This is a genomic window from Micromonospora sp. NPDC049171 (assembly GCF_040648275.1).
Taxonomy (GTDB): domain Bacteria; phylum Actinomycetota; class Actinomycetes; order Mycobacteriales; family Micromonosporaceae; genus Micromonospora.
In genome coordinates this window covers 60,980-81,206 of sequence record NZ_JBEZDJ010000020.1, presented here as the reverse complement: position 1 = coordinate 81,206, position 20,227 = coordinate 60,980, and the positions used below count along the sequence as shown (strand labels likewise).

At 72.5% G+C, this 20,227-nt stretch carries 17 protein-coding genes; 16 read left to right on the top strand and 1 reads right to left on the bottom strand.

From position 1 onward, the window contains the following. Window positions 1–2: 2 nt before the first annotated feature. The 14 genes from AB0B14_RS24330 to AB0B14_RS24265 all read left to right on the top strand — a co-directional run bounded on the left by AB0B14_RS24330 (window position 3) and on the right by AB0B14_RS24265 (window position 16,702). The gene (locus tag AB0B14_RS24330; protein ID WP_357524321.1) at window positions 3–3,194 is read left to right on the top strand and encodes a hypothetical protein; all 3,192 of its coding nucleotides are present in this window, start codon (window positions 3–5) and stop codon (window positions 3,192–3,194) included. Then, window positions 3,191–4,669 carry a hypothetical protein gene (locus AB0B14_RS24325; protein ID WP_357524319.1) on the top strand — a complete coding sequence of 493 codons (1,479 nt, stop codon included), beginning with the start codon at window positions 3,191–3,193 and terminating at the stop codon, window positions 4,667–4,669. Before AB0B14_RS24330 ends, AB0B14_RS24325 begins: the two co-directional genes overlap by 4 nt. Before the next feature lie 2 nt (window positions 4,670–4,671). Next, window positions 4,672–5,169 carry a hypothetical protein gene (locus tag AB0B14_RS24320; RefSeq protein WP_357063288.1) on the top strand — a complete coding sequence of 166 codons (498 nt, stop codon included), beginning with the start codon at window positions 4,672–4,674 and terminating at the stop codon, window positions 5,167–5,169. Continuing rightward, a complete protein-coding gene (locus tag AB0B14_RS24315) occupies window positions 5,169–5,816 on the top strand; it encodes a hypothetical protein (RefSeq protein WP_357524317.1) in 648 nt (215 codons plus the stop codon). Before AB0B14_RS24320 ends, AB0B14_RS24315 begins: the two co-directional genes overlap by 1 nt. Then, window positions 5,813–7,840, top strand: a complete 2,028-nt coding sequence (locus AB0B14_RS24310) for a hypothetical protein (protein ID WP_357063283.1) — start codon at window positions 5,813–5,815, stop codon at window positions 7,838–7,840. The genes AB0B14_RS24315 and AB0B14_RS24310 overlap by 4 nt, the downstream gene beginning before the upstream one ends. A 10-nt stretch (window positions 7,841–7,850) precedes the next feature. Beyond that, window positions 7,851–8,174, top strand: a complete 324-nt coding sequence (locus AB0B14_RS24305; RefSeq protein ID WP_357524315.1) for a hypothetical protein — start codon at window positions 7,851–7,853, stop codon at window positions 8,172–8,174. 1 nt (window position 8,175) lies between these two features. Beyond that, window positions 8,176–8,679 (top strand): hypothetical protein, encoded by a 504-nt coding sequence (locus AB0B14_RS24300; RefSeq protein ID WP_357063278.1) that lies wholly within the window; start codon window positions 8,176–8,178, stop codon window positions 8,677–8,679. Then, window positions 8,672–10,108 (top strand): baseplate J/gp47 family protein, encoded by a 1,437-nt coding sequence (locus AB0B14_RS24295; protein WP_357524313.1) that lies wholly within the window; start codon window positions 8,672–8,674, stop codon window positions 10,106–10,108. The genes AB0B14_RS24300 and AB0B14_RS24295 overlap by 8 nt, the downstream gene beginning before the upstream one ends. A gap of 11 nt (window positions 10,109–10,119) precedes the next feature. Then, a complete protein-coding gene (locus AB0B14_RS24290) occupies window positions 10,120–12,465 on the top strand; it encodes a hypothetical protein (protein ID WP_357524311.1) in 2,346 nt (781 codons plus the stop codon). Between the two features lie 13 nt (window positions 12,466–12,478). After that, the gene (locus AB0B14_RS24285; RefSeq protein WP_357063271.1) at window positions 12,479–13,606 is read left to right on the top strand and encodes a hypothetical protein; all 1,128 of its coding nucleotides are present in this window, start codon (window positions 12,479–12,481) and stop codon (window positions 13,604–13,606) included. 135 nt (window positions 13,607–13,741) lie between these two features. After that, entirely contained in the window at window positions 13,742–14,512 is a 771-nt protein-coding gene (locus AB0B14_RS24280; protein ID WP_357063268.1) for a BTAD domain-containing putative transcriptional regulator, read from the top strand. A gap of 462 nt (window positions 14,513–14,974) precedes the next feature. After that, entirely contained in the window at window positions 14,975–15,604 is a 630-nt protein-coding gene (locus AB0B14_RS24275) for a TMEM175 family protein (RefSeq protein ID WP_357078387.1), read from the top strand. A 73-nt stretch (window positions 15,605–15,677) separates the two neighbouring features. Next, window positions 15,678–15,878: a DUF2267 domain-containing protein gene (locus AB0B14_RS24270; RefSeq protein ID WP_357524309.1), complete on the top strand. Its 201-nt coding sequence runs from the start codon at window positions 15,678–15,680 to the stop codon at window positions 15,876–15,878. A 50-nt stretch (window positions 15,879–15,928) separates the two neighbouring features. Further along, window positions 15,929–16,702 carry a hypothetical protein gene (locus AB0B14_RS24265; RefSeq protein ID WP_357524307.1) on the top strand — a complete coding sequence of 258 codons (774 nt, stop codon included), beginning with the start codon at window positions 15,929–15,931 and terminating at the stop codon, window positions 16,700–16,702. 91 nt (window positions 16,703–16,793) lie between these two features. Here AB0B14_RS24265 and AB0B14_RS24260 read toward each other — a convergent pair whose 3' ends face one another. Then, the gene (locus AB0B14_RS24260) at window positions 16,794–17,804 is read right to left on the bottom strand and encodes a mechanosensitive ion channel domain-containing protein (protein ID WP_357524305.1); all 1,011 of its coding nucleotides are present in this window, start codon (window positions 17,802–17,804) and stop codon (window positions 16,794–16,796) included. A gap of 777 nt (window positions 17,805–18,581) precedes the next feature. Between AB0B14_RS24260 and AB0B14_RS24255 the strand changes: the two genes are divergently transcribed. Together AB0B14_RS24255 and AB0B14_RS24250 are read left to right on the top strand one after the other, a co-directional pair. Next, window positions 18,582–18,941, top strand: a complete 360-nt coding sequence (locus AB0B14_RS24255) for an ANTAR domain-containing protein (RefSeq protein ID WP_357524434.1) — start codon at window positions 18,582–18,584, stop codon at window positions 18,939–18,941. Window positions 18,942–19,024: 83 nt separating this feature from the next. After that, window positions 19,025–20,227: a low temperature requirement protein A gene (locus AB0B14_RS24250; protein ID WP_357524303.1), complete on the top strand. Its 1,203-nt coding sequence runs from the start codon at window positions 19,025–19,027 to the stop codon at window positions 20,225–20,227.

Genomic DNA, 20,227 nt, shown 5'->3' with positions numbered 1-20,227 from the left:
CGGTGGCCATCTCGGTGCACGTGCCGGTGCGGATCCGGCTGGACGCCCGGTCGCTGACCGAGCGGCCGGCGGCGGTGACCGACGCGCTCGCCGCGGCGTTGGCCCGCGCGCTGGAGCGCTCCCGCCGCGAGGTGGTCGCGCCCCACGGCGGCTATCTGGAGGTACGCCCCGAAGCGCCGACCTTCCGGTGGACCGGCGCGGGCGGTGCGCGGGTGTCCCCGGACGAGCGGCGGGCCTTCGAGGCCCGGCTGCGCCGGCGCATCGACGAGGTGGTCACCGCCGCGCGGCTGGACCCGGGGCTGCCCGCCGGGGTGGCCGCGCCGTTGAGTGAGCCGCCGACCGAGCTGTTCGACCCGCGGCGGATGCGTCACCTGCTGGCCGTCTACCGGGTGCCGTCCTACGACGACGGTGGCGACGCCGCGGAGGTGCCGGTGGACGGCGACGAGCCGCCCCGGGTGACGTACCAGTGGCTGCTGCGCCCGGCCAGCTACCTGGCCGGGCACTTCGTCGAGCTGGCCCGCGAGGCGGTACGCCAGCACGGTGGCCTGCCGTCGGGCACCCCGCAGGGGATCATCGCCCGGGTGGTCGGCTCCGACGGACGCCCGGTCTGGGCGATCATGGTGACCACCACTCCGCTGTCGGTGCTGACCTTCGACACGTTCGGCGAGACGGTGTTCCGGGCCACCCCGCAGCCGCACTTCGAGGTGGAGGCGCGGGTGCCCAGCCCGCAGCCCGGCACGGTGCAGCGTCGGCCGGTCACCGACCGGGCCGGGTTGGTGGCCATGGTGGACGAGGAGCTGAGCGCCGACATCCGGCAGCGGCTGCGGACCGCTTCGCCGCGCGGCGAGACCACCAGCACGGAGGAGTACCAGACGCAGATCGAGCGGGCCGTCGACGCCGAGGTGACCCGCCGGGTCGACGCGATCCTCGCCTCGATCGGCGGCGCGCTGCCGACCAGCCTGGTGGTGGTCAGCATCGGCGCGGTCTCCCTGCTGCTGGTGGGCACCGAGGAGACCGACGCCACGCTGCACTGGACCGGTACGGCCAACCTCCTGCCGATCAGCGTCGAGCAGCGCCCGGCTACCCCGCCGGACCCGAACGCACCACCCGGCGCGGGCACGGGTTCCGGCTCCGGCGGCGGCACGGGCAGCGGCTCCGGGGCGGGCACGGGTACCGGAGCGGCCACGGGCGCGGGGCCCGGCGGCACCGGCACGGGTGGCGACGGCAGCGGTGGGGACGGTACCGGCGGTGCCCGGCCGGGCGGGTTCGTCTTCGACCCGAGCAGCCCCAGCGCCCCACCCGGTGTCGAGGGTCGACGCTTTCCCGCCGTCACGGGCGACCACGCCGAACTGCGGGCCTGCGCCCCGTTCAACGGCGAACCGGAGCTGGCCGCGCTCGGCCCGGACGGTGACGAGCTGCGCCGGCTGATGGACGACATCGCGTTCCGGTTGCAGATGGGTGAGCCGTGCCGCTACCCGGCGAACTTCTGCCTCCAGGCCGCCGCCGTGCTGCGCGGCCGGGCCGCGGCGATCAGCCTGCTGGTCGGCGGGGCCGAGCGGGTGGCGTTCACCCGACCCGTGCCGCAGGGCTCCGGCGGGCTCGGGCCGCTGGACTTCCGGCCGGTCGCCTCGCCCGCCGTGCAGTTCCTGCGCCACCTGGCCGGTGTGGTGCCCCGGCTGGACCGCCTCGCCCAACTGGTCATGGACCGCTACCGCCAGCCCGAGCACTTCGCCCGCATCCAGGGCGGCTGGATCGACTCGTCCGCATCCTGGAACCTGCACTTCATCCAGGCGTTCAGCCCCGCCGTCAAGGGCGCGGTCGGGCAGCTGTTCATCGTCGGCAGCCAGGCCATGCTGGTGCAGCTGCTGCTCAGCTCGCGGGCCGGCATCGACGCGCGGATCACCAACTTCGACAGGTACGCGCCGATCTTCGAGCGGTTGATCGTCTCCCAGCTCACCGACTACGCCGAGCTGCACGGGCTGCGCGAGCGGTTGCGCCGGCACGAGGCGGCCCGCTGGGTGTCCACGCACACCGGCGTCGGCGGCGGCACCCTCGCCACGGTCAGCGTGGCCAACCCGTCCACCGCCTGGTACGGGGCCGCCCGCGCCATCTCCAGCGCGTTCCTCGCCACCGAGGCCGCGCTGAGCAGCCCCGGCGCGGCCGGCGAGATCGTCGAGCGCGACGGCACCACCCGGATCCGCGACTCGCACGCGGTGCTCTGGACCCTCGCCGAGATCGAACAGGCACTTGTCATCCAACGCGGCGAGGCCGAGGGCATCGACCCGCTGGTCAAGCAGATCACCGACCTGCCCGACGTGCTGGCCCGCTTCGCCGGTGACCGGTCGGCCATCCGCGACGAGCTGTGGCGGGTGTTGCAGGACATGCGGCGCAACAACACCGAGATGCTCGGCCGGGCCCGCACCGACGCCCGGTTCGCGTTCCGGTCCAGTCGGATCAGTGAGCACATCCCGTCGGCGACCATCCCCCGTGGACGCTTCGCCCTGCAGGGCATCCACCTGGTCACCCACCAGCAGATCGGCGAGTTCTTCGGCGGCAACCTCTACTACGCCACCGGGGTCGACGAGCTGTTCGGCACCGAGTTGGGCCGGGAGGCGCTGAACGCGTTCGCCACCCTGGTGGGGATCATCGCGCTGTCGCTGCTCTGCCCGCCGCTGGGCTTCGCGGTCGGGGTGGCCGTCGCCGCCGTCGACGTGGCACACGCCCACCAGCGCGAACGCCTCTACGCCTCGATGCTCGACCCGGAGCTGGTGCTCACCCGCACCGAGGTCGAGGTCGAGCTGTTCGCCGCGTACCTCGGGCTGGCCCTGTCGCTCATCCCGGAGGCCGGCACCATCGGCGGCGCGGCCGTGCGCGGCGGCCGGGTCGCCCTGCGCTTCGGCGTCCGCGCCGGGCTGCGCGCCGCCCGGGGGTACGTGGTGCGTCGGGTCACCCGGCAGATCATCGAGGCCGCGTCCCGTGACCTGCTCCAGGGGTTCCTCACCGAGATCCTGCTCAACGAGGTGCTGGAACGGGTGGTGCAGAAGCTGATGGAGCCGATCCTCGCCTACGTGGAACGGGAGGCGATGCTCAACGGCGCGGTCGGCGGCCCGGAGGGCGCCCGGTTCATCCTCATGGTGCTCGACTCGCAGCAGGCCGCCGCGTCCGGCCCGCGCGTGCCGGTGGTGCGGCCGTGACCGGGCCGCGCCGGTTCCGCGCCGGCCGGTTCCTCGACGCCGCGGCCGTGCACGCCGCCGCCGACGCCAACCCCCGGCTGCGCAGCTTCCTGCGGACCGTCGCCGCGCACAGCGAGGCCGGCGAGGTGCGCTCCCGGCGGCTGCTGGAACACCTCATCCGGCGCATCGTCGACGACGTCGGTGACCTGCACCTGAACAACGCGCTGAACCGGCTGGAACGCGTCGCCGTGCTGCGCGACAACATCGCCGTCATCCTCGACCACGTGCTGGAGGGCGGCACCCTGCCCGACGGGGTGCGGGTGGCCACCCTCGGCGAGTACTTCGACCAGCTCAACACCGAGATGCGCGAGCTGAGCCGACCCCGCGACGGCATCGTGGGTGACGCGCCGCTGCGGTTGGCCGACGACTCGGCCGCGTACGCCGACTCGCTGTTGCGCGAGTTCGACGCCGGCGGCGGCGCGGCCGGCCGGCACACCGAGCCCGCCGCGATCGTCGGCGACGCGTTCCGGGCCATGCCGGCGGACCGGCAGGCGGCGCTGCGCCGCGCCGCCGAGGTGGAACCGGCCGCGCTGTGGCGTGCGGTGGCCGCCGAGGGCGAGGGCGGCAAGCGGGCCGCCGTCGCCGACCTGGAGACCCGCCTCGGTGGCCGGCTCACCCCCGACGAGCTGGCCCGGCTGCGCACCGCCGTCGACGACCTCGGTCGCGCCCGCTCCCGGGGCCTGCAGGTCAGCGAGGCGCGGCTGGCCGACGCCCTGGCCCGGATCGGGGACGCCGACCTGCGGGCGGTCGTCGCCGGCGGCGACGTCTGGCTCACCCAGCAGCTCGCCCTGCACAACCCGGAGGCCCTGACCACCCTGTGGCGGCGCTTCCGGGACCGGGGCGGACGCGCCGACGACGGCCCCGGCTTCCGCGCCTACCTGCGCCACGACATGGTCACCTACGGTCGGGGCGTGCTCGGCGAGTACAGCGCGGCGTTCTCCCTGAGCAGCATCGAGTTGTTCCTCAAGGGCCCCGACGCCAACGTCAAGGTCGCCGGCACCGACCTGGTCGGCGTCGGCCACGACGGCTGGGTGTGGCTGATCGACGACAAGTCGCACCGGGCCGCCAGCGTCGGCGGGGTCAGCGCGCTCACCGACAACCTCGTCACCAACCTGCGCCGCGACGCCGCCGACTTCCGCGAGGCCATCGCCCGGCTGCACCGCGACGACCCCGGTTTCACCGCCGACCCGCGCATTCTCGACGCGATCTCCCGGATGGAGGACGCCGCCGCCGAGATCGACCGGATCAACCGGCGCGGCTCCGCGTCCACCCGGCCCGCGCGGATCAGCGCGGCCCTTCAGGAGCGGCGGTTGCGGCTGCGGGTCACCAGCGCCGCCGGCGAGGTCCGCGAGATCACCCAGGCGCTGCGCGACCTGGGCCTGGCCGTCGAACCCACCGGTACGCCGGTGCCGCTGCCACCCACCGGAGGGCGCTGAGCATGGCCACCACCAGTTTCCTGCGGTACGGCACGGTGCCGTCCGCGATCATCAGCGACGGGATCCTGCCCATCCCGATCTGGGCGGTGACCGCGATCTCGCTGGCACAGACCTATCACCTGCCGCCGATCGGCTCCACCGCGCACAAGGCCATCGTGGCCACCCACGACGACACCATCACGCTGACCGGGGTGCTGGTCGGCCCGGAGCGCTACGCCTGGAAGTTCGCCCTGGAGACGATGGCCGAGGCGAGTAAACGCGGCACCGCCCTCGCCGCGTACTCCGGGGGGAAGTTCGGTGGGCTGATCCTGGTCACCTCGATGACCATCCGCACCGACATGCAGGTGCAGTCGCTGACCTTCAACGCCTCGGCCGCCCGCCGCGACGTCCTGGACACCACCATCACCCTCGTCCACGTGCCCCGTCCCAGCCTGCTCGGCAAGCTGCTCGACGTGGCCAGCATCGGAGTCGGCGCGCTCGCCGACGGGTTGGGCAACTGATGCCGCCGTTCCCGATCGACCGCTACCTGCTGCCGGAGACACCGATCGAGGTGCCCGACGGGTTCACCGAGGTCCGGCAGCGCCTCACCGCCGGCCTGCCGCACCGCGTCGAGCTGGGCGCCGGTGTGCACGCGGTGCTGATCCTGCCCACCGGCCTGGCCCGGCAGTGGCTGCACACCGACCCGCTCGCCGTGGTCAGCGGCTCCGCCGACGACCTGGCACCCCGACCCGCGCCACCGGCCGTGCCCCCGCCCCCGGCGCTCGCCGGCCGGGTGCCGCTGCGTCTCGTCGTCCGCCAGGGCACCCGGATCCTCGGCTCGGTGCCGCTGGCCGCCGGTCTGCGCCGGGTCTGCCCCGACGCCGGCCCGGCGGTCGCCGCCGGGTCCACCCCGGTCACCGTGGAGGTGGTGGTGCTGAGCTGGCTGCTGCACGCCGGGACGGTACGCGGCTCCGGCGACTACGGCTCGTCCATCGCGCTGGCCTGGCGGCGGGCCGACCGGGCGGCGGACGAGTTCGGGCCGCCACCGATCAACGAGTTCGTGTGGCGTCGCCGCCCACCCGCGCAGCGTGTCGAGTCCGAGTTGGGCCCCGGCCGGCTGCGCTACCGCTACCTGCTCGACAAGAAGCTGCGGAGGGTGCTGCGATGACGCTCACGCCGTTCCAAACCGGTCAGGTCCGCCAGGGCGCGGTCGGCAACGACGCCGGTTGGACCCTGACCTTCCACCGGGAGACCCCGACCGGGCTCAGCCCGGACGTCGCGCTCAACCTGTCCAGCGCCGACTACTACGCCGCCATCGACGCCGCGCTGCCCGACGGGCTGGGCCCCGGCGCGTACACGATCACCGTGCAGGGGCTGATCGACGAGCACTTCGCCGCGCTGCGCACCGCCGAGGGCCAGCCGCCGCTGGTGGCGAAACTGCACCTGTACTGGCGCGACGCCAACACCTCCGTCGGCGCGTTCTTCACCAACCTGGTCGGCGTCAACGCCGGCCCGACCCCGGCCGAGCTGACCCAGGCGCTCGTCGCCGTGCTGCGAGTGACGAAGGTACGCCGACGCACCGGCGAGCGGACCTACGACACCGAGCTGACCCTCGTCGAGCAGGCGTACGCCCGGCTCGGACAGCGGGTCGCCGAACGGTTCGAGGCGGCCACCTTCAGCGCCGCGATCCGGGCCGTCGCCGAACGGACCAGGGTGGACATCGCCACCTGGGGCGCCAACCCGGACGGCACGATGACCTCCGGCGCCACCGAGGCGGCCGGTGACGAACGGGTCGCCTTCGGCGCCGGGCTGCTCTACCGCACCGCGCTGGAACGCATCGGCGGCGCGGTGCAGCAGTCGCTCAACGCGTACGGGCGGGGGATGCTGCTGATCCGCGACGGCACCGTGCACGTCGGTAGGCGGCCCATCCCGTATCCGGAGGGGGAACCGAAGCCGCTGACCCTCGCCACCGGCCTGCTGGAGTGCACCGAGAACGGCAGCCAGGACACCGACCCGTACGCGGCCACCGAGTCCGGTGGCACCGCCGCGCCACGCCGTCGGGCGTGGACGCTGACGCTCAAGGGCCGCCCCGACCTGAAGCCCGGCGACCTGGTGTGCTTCGACCCGCCGGCGGTGGACGAGGCCACCACGCTGGGCAGTGTCGGCGCGGCACTGCTCGGCTCGTTCGCGGCGCCGTTCGCCCCGTCGACCGGGGAGTTGGGCGCGGGGGCGAAACTGCTCTACCTCAGCGCCGCGCGGCACACCCTGTCGCGTACCGCCGGTTTCGTCACCGTGGTGCAGGGCGTCGAGGTCACCTCGGGCGACCAGGCGTGGGACAGCTGGAGTGACGCCTCCGGCGTGGGCACCGCCGAGCCGGCCGGCCCGGCGTCCTCACCCGGGGTGGCCGCCGCCGAGGCGGTGCGTCGCGCGGCCCGCGCCGCCCGGGGCGAGACCCGTGGGCTGGAGATCGGTGAGGTACGTGCGGCGGCCACCAACGCCAGCGGTGCCGTCGAGCCGCCAGCCCAGACCGAGACGGTGTGGGAGGGCCTCGCCCGCCCGGACGGCCGCCCCAACGGCGCCCGCCGCCTGCCGGTACGCCGAGAGCAGCCCGCGCCGCTGCCCGGGGTGACCTACCTGACCCCGTTCGCCTGGGGTGGCTGCGGGCTCATCCTGCCCCGCTACCCGGGCACCCGGGTGGCGCTCGCCTACCGCAACGGCGCACCCGACGACCCGGTGGAGGTGGGCGCGCTCTGGCCCACCGGGCACGCCCCGGTGTCCCAGCCGGGGGACTGGTGGCTGTCCCTGCCGGTCGGGGTGGCCAGCAACAGTCGCTCGTCGGTCGGCGACGCGGTGGTGCCCGCCGACCACGACGGCAAGGTGGCGCACGACCTCACCGACGGCGACGGCAACCGGGTCATCGAGCTCGGTGAGCTGACCGTGCGGGTGGGCCGGGCCCAGTTGCAGGGGCGGGGTCAGCGCCCGGCCCGCGCCGACGAGGCCGACAGCATCACCATCGAGCACGCCGCCGGCGGGTCGTCGATCGTCATGAAGCAGGACGGCTCGATCACCATCACCGGCACCCGAATCGACCTGGACGCGGGCAACGGCGCGGTGAACATCAGCGGCGGCACCGTGACCATCGCCGCCGACGACGTCGACGTGCAGGTCGACAACGCGATGAACGTCCACTGAGGGGAACGCTATGGCCTTCGTGCTCACCACGTCGAGCGACGTGCACTGCCCCAGCCAGGGAAAGGTCACCCCGGGCGGGCAGAGCAAGCTGACCGTCGACTACGTCGCGGTGACCCGCCCGGACGGGATCAGCGGCAGGTCGGTGGCCGGGTGCACCATCACCACCAGCAACTCCACGAAGCAGTGCAGCACGGTGACCACGGCGACCGGAGCCGCCAGCAAGCTCAAGGTCGGCGGGGTCGGGGTGGCCCTGGACTCGCTCAGCGGCGCCACCGACGGCAGCACCCCCGGCCTGTCCGCGAGTGCCGGGCAGAGCAAGCTGAAGGCGGTCTGAGATGGACCGCACCGAGCGGGAACGGCAGGCCGCCCAGCGCCGCTACCTCGGCTGGGGCCTCGCCTTCGAACCCACCATGCCCGGCGTGGACCTGGCCCGCGACATCGTCTTCGACGACGGCCCGAACGGCCGGGTGCTGGCCCTCGTCGCCGGCACCGACAACGTCGCCCAGAGCCTCGCGGTCGCGCTGACCACGCTGCGCGGCTCGAACGTCTTCGACGCCACCTTCGGCTTCGACGGGCTCAACGCCCTCGCCGAGCAGATCGAGCCGAACCTGATCCGCGAACAGGTACGCATCGGCATCATCACCCTGCTCGACCGCGACCCCCGCGTCCGCAAGATCGTCGACGTGAACCTCGACGACGGTCGGCTCGGCGCGGGCCGGGCCGACGACGCGGCGGCAGCCGCGCTGCGCTCCGCCCGCACCCTGCAGGTGCAGGTCCAGTTCGAAACCATCACCGACGACCGGCTCTCGGTGCATCTCGGGGAGCTGCCCAGTGTCTGATCCCACAGTCCCGGCCGAGCTGGCCGACGTCCTCGCCGTCGATGCCGCCGCGCTGCGGGCCACCGGCTCGACCGGCTTCGGCATCGTCGAGAGCGGCTTCGTCCCCAAGTCCTTCGCCCGGCTGCTCGCCGAGAAACTGGCCACCGCCCGGCTGCTCTTCGGCGACGACGTTGACCTGACCAGCGGCGCCGTGCTGCGCAAGGTCCTCGAACTGGCCGCGCTGGAGGACGCCCGGCTGTGGGCGGCGCTCGGTGCCGTCTACGACAACTCGTACGTGGTGTCGGCCACCGCCGACGCGCTGACCCGCCTCGGCGAGGAACTCGGCATCCCCCGCCCGTACCTGCCGGCGAGGGGCACGGTGCAGCTGACACTGAAGGCCGCCCTGCCCACCGGGCGGACCCAGCTCACGCTGCCCCGGGGCGCCCGGCTGTCCACACCCGGCGGGCACCACGTGGCCCTGGACGAGACGGTGGTGCTGTCGGCCGCCGTGGGCGAACGGGTGCCGGCCGTCGCCGCGTTCTATCCCGGCCCGGCACACAACCTCGACCCCGCCCAGCCCAGCCAGAAGATCGACAGGTGGAACCGGGCCGACACCCTGCTGGCCGACCTGGACGACGCCGAGCAGGCCGCCGGCAAGGAGCTGGTGGAGATCACCCACACCGTCGCGCTGACCGGGGGTGAACAGCAGGTCCCCGACGCCCGCTACCGGCAACTGCTGCTGGCCGCACCCCGCTCCATCTGGACGGCCGAGGCGATCGGCCTGGCCGTGGCGACAGTCCCCGGCGTACGCCAGGTGCAGGTCTTCGACGGTCGCGGCGGGCTGGACCTCAACCAGTCCATCTTCGGCAACTTCTCCTTCATCGAGCGGGTCTTCAGCACCGAACGCGACCTGGGCAACCCGTACTACGTCACGGTCCTGGTCGCGCCGACCGCCGCGGCCATCTGGGACGGCCCGGACGGGCTGCACGCCGCCGTCGAGTCGGTCATCGAGGACCTGCGCCCGGTGGGCATCTTCGCCTCCGTGGACCGGGCCGACGAGGTCGGCATCGGTGTCGAGGCGGACCTGGTGATCCGGGGCCTGCCCCTGCCCACCGGCTCCAAGGAGACGGTGAACGCGTCCACCGCCGCCACCGAGCTGCGCGCCCGACTGCACGCCCGACTGCGCCGCTACGTCGACGAGCTGCCCTTCGGCGAGCCCGTCCGCGCCGCCGAGGTGATCTGGACGCTGATGAACGAGCCCGGCGTCGCGGACGTCCGCGCCCTGCGGCTGGTCCGCTTCCCGGCCGACTCGGCGGTGGTGGTGACCGGCAGCGCGCCCACCGGCGACGGGGTGCAGCGGCTACCGGTCGGCGACAACGCGGTGCTCGCCGCGAACCAGGTGCCCGTCTACGTCGACCGGGACGATCCCCGGCCGTTCCGGATCGTCTGAGCGGGGGACCGATGACCGACCTCCGGGTACCCGTGGACGGCGCCGACCCGTCCGTCGAACGCAACCTCGTCGACCAGTTGGAGGGCCCGTACCCGGGGACCGTCCGGCGGGTGGTGGTGCCGGTCGCCGCCACCGGCGCGGCGGTGGTGGACTGGACCAGCCGGCACCCGCTGCTCACCGTGGTGCTGCGCCGCGACCTGGTCGAGGAGACCGTCCGGGTGACCGTCACGGTGGACCCGGGCGGGACCGGCGAGCGGGTGTTGCCGCCGGTGGTCTTCGCGCCCTGGTCGGCCGCTGGCGCGTCGGTGCCCGCGTACGTGCCGGACACCGTCGACGAACCGCTCGTCGCGTCGTTCGCCGTCGCCGTGACGGCCGAGCGGACCATCGAGGGCGCCGCCGCCACGGCGGTCACCGGTACGGCGCTGACCGGGTTGGTCGAGCTGGCTGTGCTGGAGGGCAACCTGGGTCGGCTGCTCTACCTGGTGTCGTACGAGAAGCACCGGCTGCGTCGCGCGGCCCGGGAGGTGCACGCGTACCGGACCCTCGCACACGCCCGACGCGACGCGCTGGACCGCATCGGCGCGGACGTCGGGGTGGCCCGCTTCGTCGACGAGCTGGTGCACGAGCCGGCCAGCGGTGAGGTGTACGCCCGCCGGCTCGCCCCGCCGGCCCGCGAGCCGGACGCCGCGTACGCCCACCGGCTCGGGCTCTACCGGAGGTTCCTGCTGCCCACCCCGGGCGCGGTACGCCACCTGCTCAACGGCCCCGGCGCGGACACCGACCCGAACGCCGGGCTCTTCGCCGACCTGCCCGGCGGCGCCCGGTTCACGCTGCGCGAGGACGACGACCGGTTCGCCGTGGCGATCCGGCTGGTCGCGGCCGGCGACCCGCAGCACCGCACGAACTTCCTCGCCCACCTGCGCCGCGACCGACTGGTGCTGCCCGCCAACACCCCGCCGAACAACACCGTGCACGCCGGCCGGGCGCTGCCGAGCAACCGACTGACCGAGGTCACCGCGCTGCGGGCCAGCCTGCGCCAGTCGTACGCCTTCGACAGCGCGCATGCCGTCGCGCCGCCGCTGGCCGCCGCCCTGGACCGGGCCGGGCGGGTCTGTCGGGCGCTCGGCTCGACGATCGTGTGGCAGGTGACCCGGGCCCAGGACGACGCCGGTGGCAGCCGCTACGAGCTGGGTCTCGGCGTCGACGTGAGCTGGCCGACCCCCGCGCAGGCCACCGACCTGCGCAACCGGGTGCTGGACACCACTCGGGCGGTCACCGACGACCGGACCGCCGAGGCGCTGATCGCCGCCGCCCGCGTGGCCGGGGTACCCACCGTGGCGGCCGACGGCGAGCTGGCGTGGCTGTGGCGGGTGTGCGGGTTGGCCACGACGCACCGGGTCAGCACCACCCGGATGTACCTGTCACACCTGCCCACCCGAGGCCTGGCGGTGACCGCGCCGCTGAGCGCGGCGATCGGCGCGGACGCCGCGATCGAGGCACAGTTCCACGCCCCGGGTGATCCGGGCGGTAACGCGTTGCTGCTGGCCGGGCTGACCGCGGCCGGGGCGGCCTGGACCACCGCCGGGGAACCGGCGTGGACGCCGCTGACCGACGCGGCGGCCCGGACGCGGTGGGCGGCGGTACCGACCCGACCGGCCGGGCAGCCGGTCGACCAGCTGCTGGCCGCCGCCGGCCTGCCGGCGGTACGGGACCCGGCACCGGTGGTGGCCGCGCTGAACCGGCTCCCCGACGAGCTGGTGGAGACCATCGAACTGCCGGCCGCGCTGGCCACCGCACTGATCGCCGGTCAACCCGCCGCCGGTGACCGGCTGGCCCGGTTGGTCGGGCTGCTGCGCGACCAGCACCTCGCCGCCGCGCTGCCGCTCGTCGAGACGGGCAACCGGATCCTGCTGGTGTGCAGCGTGATCGGCCTGCCACAGGCCGGGCTGAACCTGGCCGAGCGCCGGGCCACCGGGTTCCGCTGGTACACCGTGGGGCTCGGCGGCGGCACCGCGGAGATCAAGGCGGTCGGTGCGCGGACCGCGCTACGGCCCACCCACGCCGGGCTGGTCGCGGTGGTGGCGCTCTCCTACGTGCGGACCGGCCGGACCGACCCGTACGAGTTCCGGGTGGAGCTGCCCGACGGGGTCACGTTGACCCTGGAGCAGTACGAGCGGCTGATGAACGCGCTGACCCGGGTCTGTCCGCTCGGCGTGGAGATCAACACGTTCGGCATTCGCCGCGACCACGTCGACCTCGACGCCGACGGCACCGCCGAGCCGCTGCGCCCGGCGGTGGCCCGGACCTTCCGCACGTTCCAGCAGCGCCGGCACCGCGGCGTGTACGACCAGCTCTGAGAGGGACACCACCATGGCGAGTGAGATCAATTACGACGGGGTGACCGTCACCGAGCTGTACGAGGCGTTCACCAAGCACGGCATTCCGGCCTCGGACGCCAGCGTGCTGGTCTCGTCCTGGATCTACGAGAACGTGGGCACCGCGAAGCGCGTGTTCAGCTACGCCGAGTCGTTCCCCGCCGTGGAGCCGGGCTGCGCGCCGCCGCCGTTCGCCCGGACCTTCGCCCACACCGACTGGGTCGACGGCGAGGACGTGGTGCAGGCCGGCGAGACCCCGGGGGAGCAGGGCTTCAACGAGCGGTTCCACCGCATCGAGCACGACCTGGACCACCTCGGCACCGATCTGGCCAAGGCGTTCTCCTGCATGGCGGCGATGCGGGTGAGCCTGCGCCGGCTGCTCGACGAGATCCGTGCGGAGATCAACCGGCTGCACTCGACGGTGCACGAGACCAAGGTCAGCCCCGGTCCGTACCAGCTCGAACAGATCCCCAATTACATCGGCACGCTGGACTTCGGCAGGTACATGGGCACCACGATGTTCATGGACAAGAAGGTCAGCATCTGGCAGACCAAGGCCGGCACCATCGTGCTGCCCGCCGTGGAGACCCTCGGCGTGGACGTGGTCGTCGGCCCGAAGGTCCGGGGCGCCGCCTACCTGGAACGCTACGCCGCCGAGAACGGTGACGTCCGGCAGCGCTTCCCGCGCGAGGTGGAGCTTGTGGAGTTCATCCGCTTCTTCGGCGAGGACGAGTTGGCCGACGGCCGGACGGTCCGCGACGTGCTCAAGGTGCTGCCGGCGGACACCGCCTACCCGAGTGTGGACGCCATGTTCGGCGAGGTGAGCGAACGGGAGGCGGTGATCGTCCGGACCACTGTCGGCGCCCAGTCGGCGGTGGCCGCCGCACTCGGCATCGAGGCCGAGTTGGAGAACGTCGCCGACGCCGACATCGCGATGCTCGCCGGGGTGCCGACCAAGGCCCGCGCGGCCCTGACCCGCGCCGGGATCAGCACACTGGGCAAGCTGGCCGACGCGAAGCCCGAACAGGTGCTCGGCATCATGAGGGAGGCCGGGGTACGCGCCGAGGTCGGCGACGCCGCCGAGTGGACCGGGTACGCCCGGACGCTGAGCAAGCTGCGCTGATCGGCCGGAGCCGAATCCGGCGAACGGTTGATCTCCGCCGCGCGCCGGGTCGGTGTGACGACACTGCGCTGGCGTGCCGACCGTCCACACCCGAGCGTGGAACTGCCACGGGGATCGGGTGCGAAAGGCGCGGGCATGGTTGTTCACGAGGTGACGCACGACCTGCACGCCGGGGGGTACGAGGCCACGGCCGAGCAGCCGGCCCGGTACGCGTTGCGGCTGCTCGGCGGCTTCGGCCTGGAACGCGACGGGCGGGTGGTGGCGGTGCCCCAGGGCGCCCGCCGACTGCTGGCCTACCTCGGCGTACGCCAGCGCTGTGCCCGCTCGGAGGCCGCCGGGACGCTCTGGCCCGGCTCTCACGAGGACCGAGCCCGGGCCAACCTGCGCACCATGCTCTGGCGGCTACACCGGGTCACGCCGGAGCCCCTCGTCGAGGAGGACGACCGGCTGGCCCTGGCCACCGGGGTGACAAGTGACGTGGCCGCCCTGAGCGCGGCGGCTGCCGTCCTGCTGGGCGGCGGTTCACCGGTGGGCACCGTGCTGACGGTGGCGACGGGCGAGTTGCTGCCCGGCTGGTACGACGACTGGGTCCTGACCGAGCGGGAACGGCTGCGCCAAACCCGGCTGTACGCGTTGGAGGCCCTCGCCGAGCGGCTCACCACGCAGGGCCGGTACGGCGAGGCGGTGCAGGTGGCGTTGACCGCCGTGCACCTGGAGCCGCTGCGGGAGAGCGCCACCCGTGCGTTGATCGCCGTGCACCTGGCCGAGCGCAACATCAACGAGGCGGTACGGCGCTTCGAGCTGTTCCGCGCCGACCTCGGCCGGGAGCTGGGCGTCGCCCCGACACCCTGGCTGGAGCGCCTGGTGCAGGCCGGCAGGTCCGGAACCGCAGTCCCGCATCCCTGAGCGGCCCCGCCACCCATCCCGGCGTCCCTCCCTGCCCCGACTGCCCTGCCCCCGTCCGTCCGGCCCGCTCCCCCCGTCCGGCCGGCCTCGTTCCGTCCGGCCCGCCTCGGCCCGCTCCGTCCGGCCCGCCTCGGCCCGCTCCGTCCGGCCCGCCTCGGCCCGCTCCGTCCGCCCCGTCCGGCCCGCTCCGTCCGCCCCGTCCGGCCCGCCCCGTCCGGCCCGCTCCGTCCGGCTTGCCCCGCGCGGCCCGGCGACGGTCAGCGGTCCCCACGTCCTTTGCTCTGCACCCGCGGAGGCACCAGCTACAGACCGTGAGTGTCGCCTCCGCGGGTGCAGAGCAAAGGACGCGCACAAGGCGAGGCGGGGAATGCTCATCTGTTTGCCGCAAACGACTCTGGGTAGCCGAGATCGGTGAGCGGGCCAGACACAGACCTAGGCACCCGATCGGACACCAGCCGTGCCGTGGCGTTCAGCGACGCGATCTTCGCCATCATCATCACGCTGCTCGTCCTGGACCTCGGGATACCGGACGTCCCGCCGGGCCGCCTTCTGTCCGGCTTGCTCAGTCAGTGGCCGTCGTACGTCGCGTATCTCGCGTCCTACTCATACGTGGCCGTCGTCTGGCTCAACCACAAGGCGGCGTTCAACCGTATTCAGCAGGTCGATCGCGGCCTGCACTGGGTGAACTTGTTCGTGCTGTTCAGCACGGCGCTGCTGCCGTTTCCGACCATCGTCGTGTCGCACGCGCTGCAGGAGCACAACACCGCGGACCAGCGTGTGGCCGTCGCCTTCTACGCGCTGATCGGCGCGTTCCTGTGCGCGACGTGGCTGGCGTTCTACCACTACCTGGCCCGGAATCCCGATCTGCTGAAAGAACAGGTCAGGGACGGCTTCTTTCGCGTCGAGCGCGTCCGGGCCCTCACCGGGGTCGTCCTGTACCTCCTCGCGGGACTGGTCGGCTACCTGGTGGCCCCCTTGATCGGCCTGGCCATCTTCCCCCTCCTGCCCGTCTTCTACGCCATCACCAGCGCCGGCCTGTACCAGTTGCGGATCACCCGACGTATCACCCACCGCCCTCCGCCACCACGCTGAGGGCGGGCGAACCGCCGTTTCACCCCGGCGAGGGCGGGTACCCGCCGCAATCCGGTTCGAGAGGGGCTTCGAGGTGAACTACAGCGAGTTCATTCAGTCTGTGGCAGCACGACCCAAGGTCCCGCCGGGGCAGGCGGAGCCGATCACCCGCGCCACACTCGAGACGATGGCAAAACGGATCACTGGTGGCCAGGCGAGGGACCTCGCCTCGCCCAGTGCGAAGGACATCAATCCCTGCTGGCACGCGAGCCGAGCATCGGAGCCCTCATATTGACGGTGGACTCCATCCGGTCCGGACGTTGGGCGAGGCCCGAGGAGCGCGGGATGACCGAACCGGAGAGCCGGGACACGGGCGCACGGGAGTCGCCCGCGCAACCGCGTGAGCAGGTTGATCGGCAGCGCGACGCCGAGGAAGGTGCCGAACCCGGCGAACGCCCTGTCGTCCCGAAGAGCGGGAAGGACGGCCTTCCCCAGCCGGCTGGCGGGCACAGCAGCAAGACGATGTCGGACCCGGACGTCGTCCTCCAGATTCCGCAGGTCAAGATCGATGAGATCTACGTAGAGGTCGACAATCTGGACGCCTCTGTTTCTCTGCGAGCCCGGCTGGGCAGCCTCCTCCAGTTGGACGTGGGGGTTCAGGCACATCTCGGCACGGTGAAGATCGACGTCAAGGGCGTCGAGGCCGAGGCGATGCTCGAGGTAAGGCTCGATGAGCTCCGGGGCATTCTCGACAGTGCCCTCCGCACAATCGAGCGCAACCCGCAGATCATCGAGTCGGTGGTAAAGACGGTGGACACGGCCGTGAACCGGGTCGGGCAGACGGCGCAGGAGGCGCTGGGGCCCGATGGTCCCCTGTCGCAGACGCTGCAGCAGGCCACCCAGCAGGTCGGTCAACAACTCGGGCAGGCCACCCAGCAACTGGCTCAGAACAGCGGGACGGCGGCCGGCGGCGGTGTGGGGGGCCTCGGCGGCGTGCTGGACGGGTCTCCGGCCCAAGCCGCGTGGCAACGGATGAAGAAGATCGTCAACAGCAGCCAGCCAGTGAAGCAGGTCACGACGTGGCTGGCAGGACCGCAGGGGCAACAGCCGCAGGGCTGATCGACGTCCACCGTGATGGCATGGCAGGCCACGTCACGCCACTGCGTGCTGCGCGAGGTCACGACTGGCCCAGCCCGTCGGACCCGCCCGGTCAGGGCTGATACTGACCGCGAGTGCGGGGCAACCACTGCGGATGATTGTCGCGCAGGTAGCAGACCAGTCCCTCGCGCAGGTCGCAACGCAGGTCCCAGGCGCTGGCACCGTCGGCGGCCGAAGCCTGCACCTGGATGACCACCGTCTGCGGGGTGGAATCGACCATCTGGAGCACCCACTGGTGGCGATCCCACAGCGGTGAGGACTCGACCAGCCGGCGCGCCTCGCGGCGCAGGTCATCCAGGTCAGCGGTGTGGTCGACATGGATCTGGACCTTGCCGACAACTCTGGACTCGTTCCGGGTCCAGTTCTGGAACGGCCGCTCGGTGAAGTACGTGGTCGGCAGGATGAGCATTCGCTCGTCCCAGAGCCGGATCACCACGTTGGTCAGCTTCACCTCCTCGACCCGGCCCCATTCGCCGTCGACCACCAGCACGTCGCCAACGTGCAGACCGTCGGCGAAAGCGACCTGGACACCGGCGAACGCGTTGCCGAGCGCCGTACGGGCCGACAGGCCGATCAGCGCGCCGACCACTCCCGCCGACGTCAACACGGAGACGCCGAAGAGTCGTACCGGCCGAAAGGTGATCAGAATCAGGCCGATCGCGACGATCGTCACCACGGCGACGGTGAGCCGCCGCACGGGACGAATCTGCGTCCGAGCCCGCCGGACCCGCCGGCTCGCCACCGCGTCACCCGGCAGTCGACTGAACGCTACCGCCTCGGCGACGTGCAGTCCCCTGATCACTAGCCATGCCCCGGCCACCACCAGCGACACCAGGACAGCGTGCCGCAGTGGACGCTGCCACCCGGCCGGGCCCAACGGCAGCGCGTAGTACAGCGCCCCGACCAGCAGGACCGTCGCCGCTGGGCGGCGGCAGGCATGCCGCAACGGCTCCAGCAGCCACTGGTAGCGGCCACGGGCCACGCGGCGGACCAGCACGCCAGTGAGCAGGTCCACGACCACCGCCGCCGCCAGCGCGGCTACCACGACCAACGGGGTACGCATCAGAGACCGTTCACCGTGACCCCGATGCCAGCCTCCCCCGACTCCCTGCCCACTTCCACGCGCCCAGGGTGCCACCGAGTCCAGTGCAAGGCGGCCAACATCGGCGAACAACCGCCGACACACCTGCGGCAGCCGCCCACCGGTCGCTTCCCGGCTGCCGCCCTGACCGCACAGCTCAACCTCGTCCGGCACGGCGACGCACCGGACGTACCCCTGCGACTGCCGCGGAGGCGAACGGTTGGACGCGGGGTGCCCTCGACACGCTCGAGGCCGCCGAAGGCCTGCGCCACGGCGACGGTGCCGGTGTCGAAGGCATGGTGGTCGGTGGCGTTGAGGTTGAGTGCCCCGCCGCCCGTGGCGTGGCCCGACAGTCCGATGGACAGGAAGCTGCCGGCTCCTGCCCGCAGCGCGCCGGCGTCGCGAGGGGGGCGGCACGCCGACAGCACGGGACGTGAATGACAGCTGACGTTCCGGTACGGGCACCTGAAGGCCTGTGGAGCGGCGCCTTCGATGGGTGCCGTCGAGACCAGCGTCAAAAAAGCGACGCGGATCCCGGACTCCGAAATCAGGAGCCTGCAGCGATCCGCGCACCCCACCCCCGGCGCCTGGTGGTGGTACGCGCCCTCGTTAAGGACGCTTTGATGACGCACGCCGACCCCATGGACCCGCACGAGGCGTTCGCCGAGCTCGGCCGTATCCGACTCGCCGACATCGACCTCGACGCCCTGCTGGACAGGATCGCGCAGTTGGCCAGCCCAGGCCGGCGCGCACAGCACCCTGTATGTCGGGTTGCCCGTGCACGAGCACGTCACCGGTGCGCTGAACATCTACGCCACCACACCGAACGCCTTCGACGACGAAGCGGTGGCGATCGCTCAGACGTTCGCCGGGTTCGCCGCCGTCGGCCTGGCCAACGCCCATCTGTACGAAACCCCGGCCACCCTGGCCGGGCACATGCAGAAGGCGATGGAAAGCCGGGCGGTCATCGAACAGGCCAAGGGCATCATCATGGGCGAGCGCCGTTGCACCCCCGAACAGGCCTTCGCCATCCTGAGCAAACTGTCACAGGACAGCAATCGCAAAGTGCGCGACGTCGCCTCGACCCTGGTCGAGAACGCACACCATCCACAGCCATAGCAGACCGTTGAGGTGCACCCGGTGCTCGCGCCGCCAGCAACCCCGAAGTCCGGGTGATCGTTAGTGCCGGAGGGGTGTCCTGAATGCCGGACGTGTGGGGAGCAGGGCTGCTGCGGGACCCACGCGCCTCATCCCGGGCGGCGTTCCTCGAGCTGTTCTTCGATCTGGCCTTCGTCTTCGCCCTCACTCGGGTCTCCCAACGGCTGATCAACGAGGTCACCGCCAGCGAACCGGAACGCAACGTGGTGGCGGGCGGCGCCGAGTCGCTGTTCTTCTTCCTGGCACTCTGGTTGGTCTGGATGTTGGCGGCCTGGGTCACCAGCCTCTACGACCCGGAGCAGGCATTCGTCCAAGCGTTGGTGATCTTCGTCATGCTCGGCGTGCTGATGCTGGCCATCACCATGCCGCACGCGTTCAGCAGCCGGGCCGTGGCCTTCGCGGGCACCTACGTGACCATCCAACTCGGCCGGCCACTGCTGCTCACCCTGGCGTTACGAGGCCATCCACGGCGGAAGGTGACCACCCGGATCACGATCTGGACAGCGGTCGCCGCAGTGCCCTGGCTCGTCGGCGCCGCGATGGGCGAGCAGGTCCGCCCTACGGTCTGGGCGATCGCGCTGGGCGTCGAGTTCGTCGGGTTCGTCACCGGCTGGCCGATACCCCGGCTCGGCGCCTCCCGGGTGAACCAGTGGGAGTTCAACGGAGTCCACCTGGTCGAGCGCTACCAGCAGGTGTTCCTGATCGCCCTCGGCGAGTCGATCCTGATTATCGGCCTGACCTCCAGCGCCAACCAACTCACCACCATCGCCGAGGTCGCCGCCTTCGTGATCGCGTTCGCCGTCACCGTGCTGCTCTGGCGGATCTACTTCCACCGCGCCGGCCGCATGCTGCCCGAGGCGATCCGCGTCGCGCCGTCCCCGGGACGACTCGGCGAGTCGGCGACCTACACCCACCTGGTGACAGTCGCCAGTGTGCTGACCACCGCGGTCGGATTCGAGCTGGTCATCGCCCACCCCACCACTCGGGGCGGGATGCCTCTGGCGGTCATCATGCTCGGTGGAGCGGCGCTGTTCCTCCTCGCCCAGAGTTGGGCCGAGCGCGAGGCCTTCGCGCGGCTGTCCGTCCGCCGATTGGCCGGGGCGCTGGTGCTGGTCGCGGCAGTCCCCCTCGGGGGCCTACTGCCGGGCCTGGCGGTCCTGGTCACGACCGCGGTGGTGCTCACCCTCGTCGACATGGCCGACACCTTCGAAACCCACCGCCGTCCCCCGCAGACCCGTCGCCCGTGA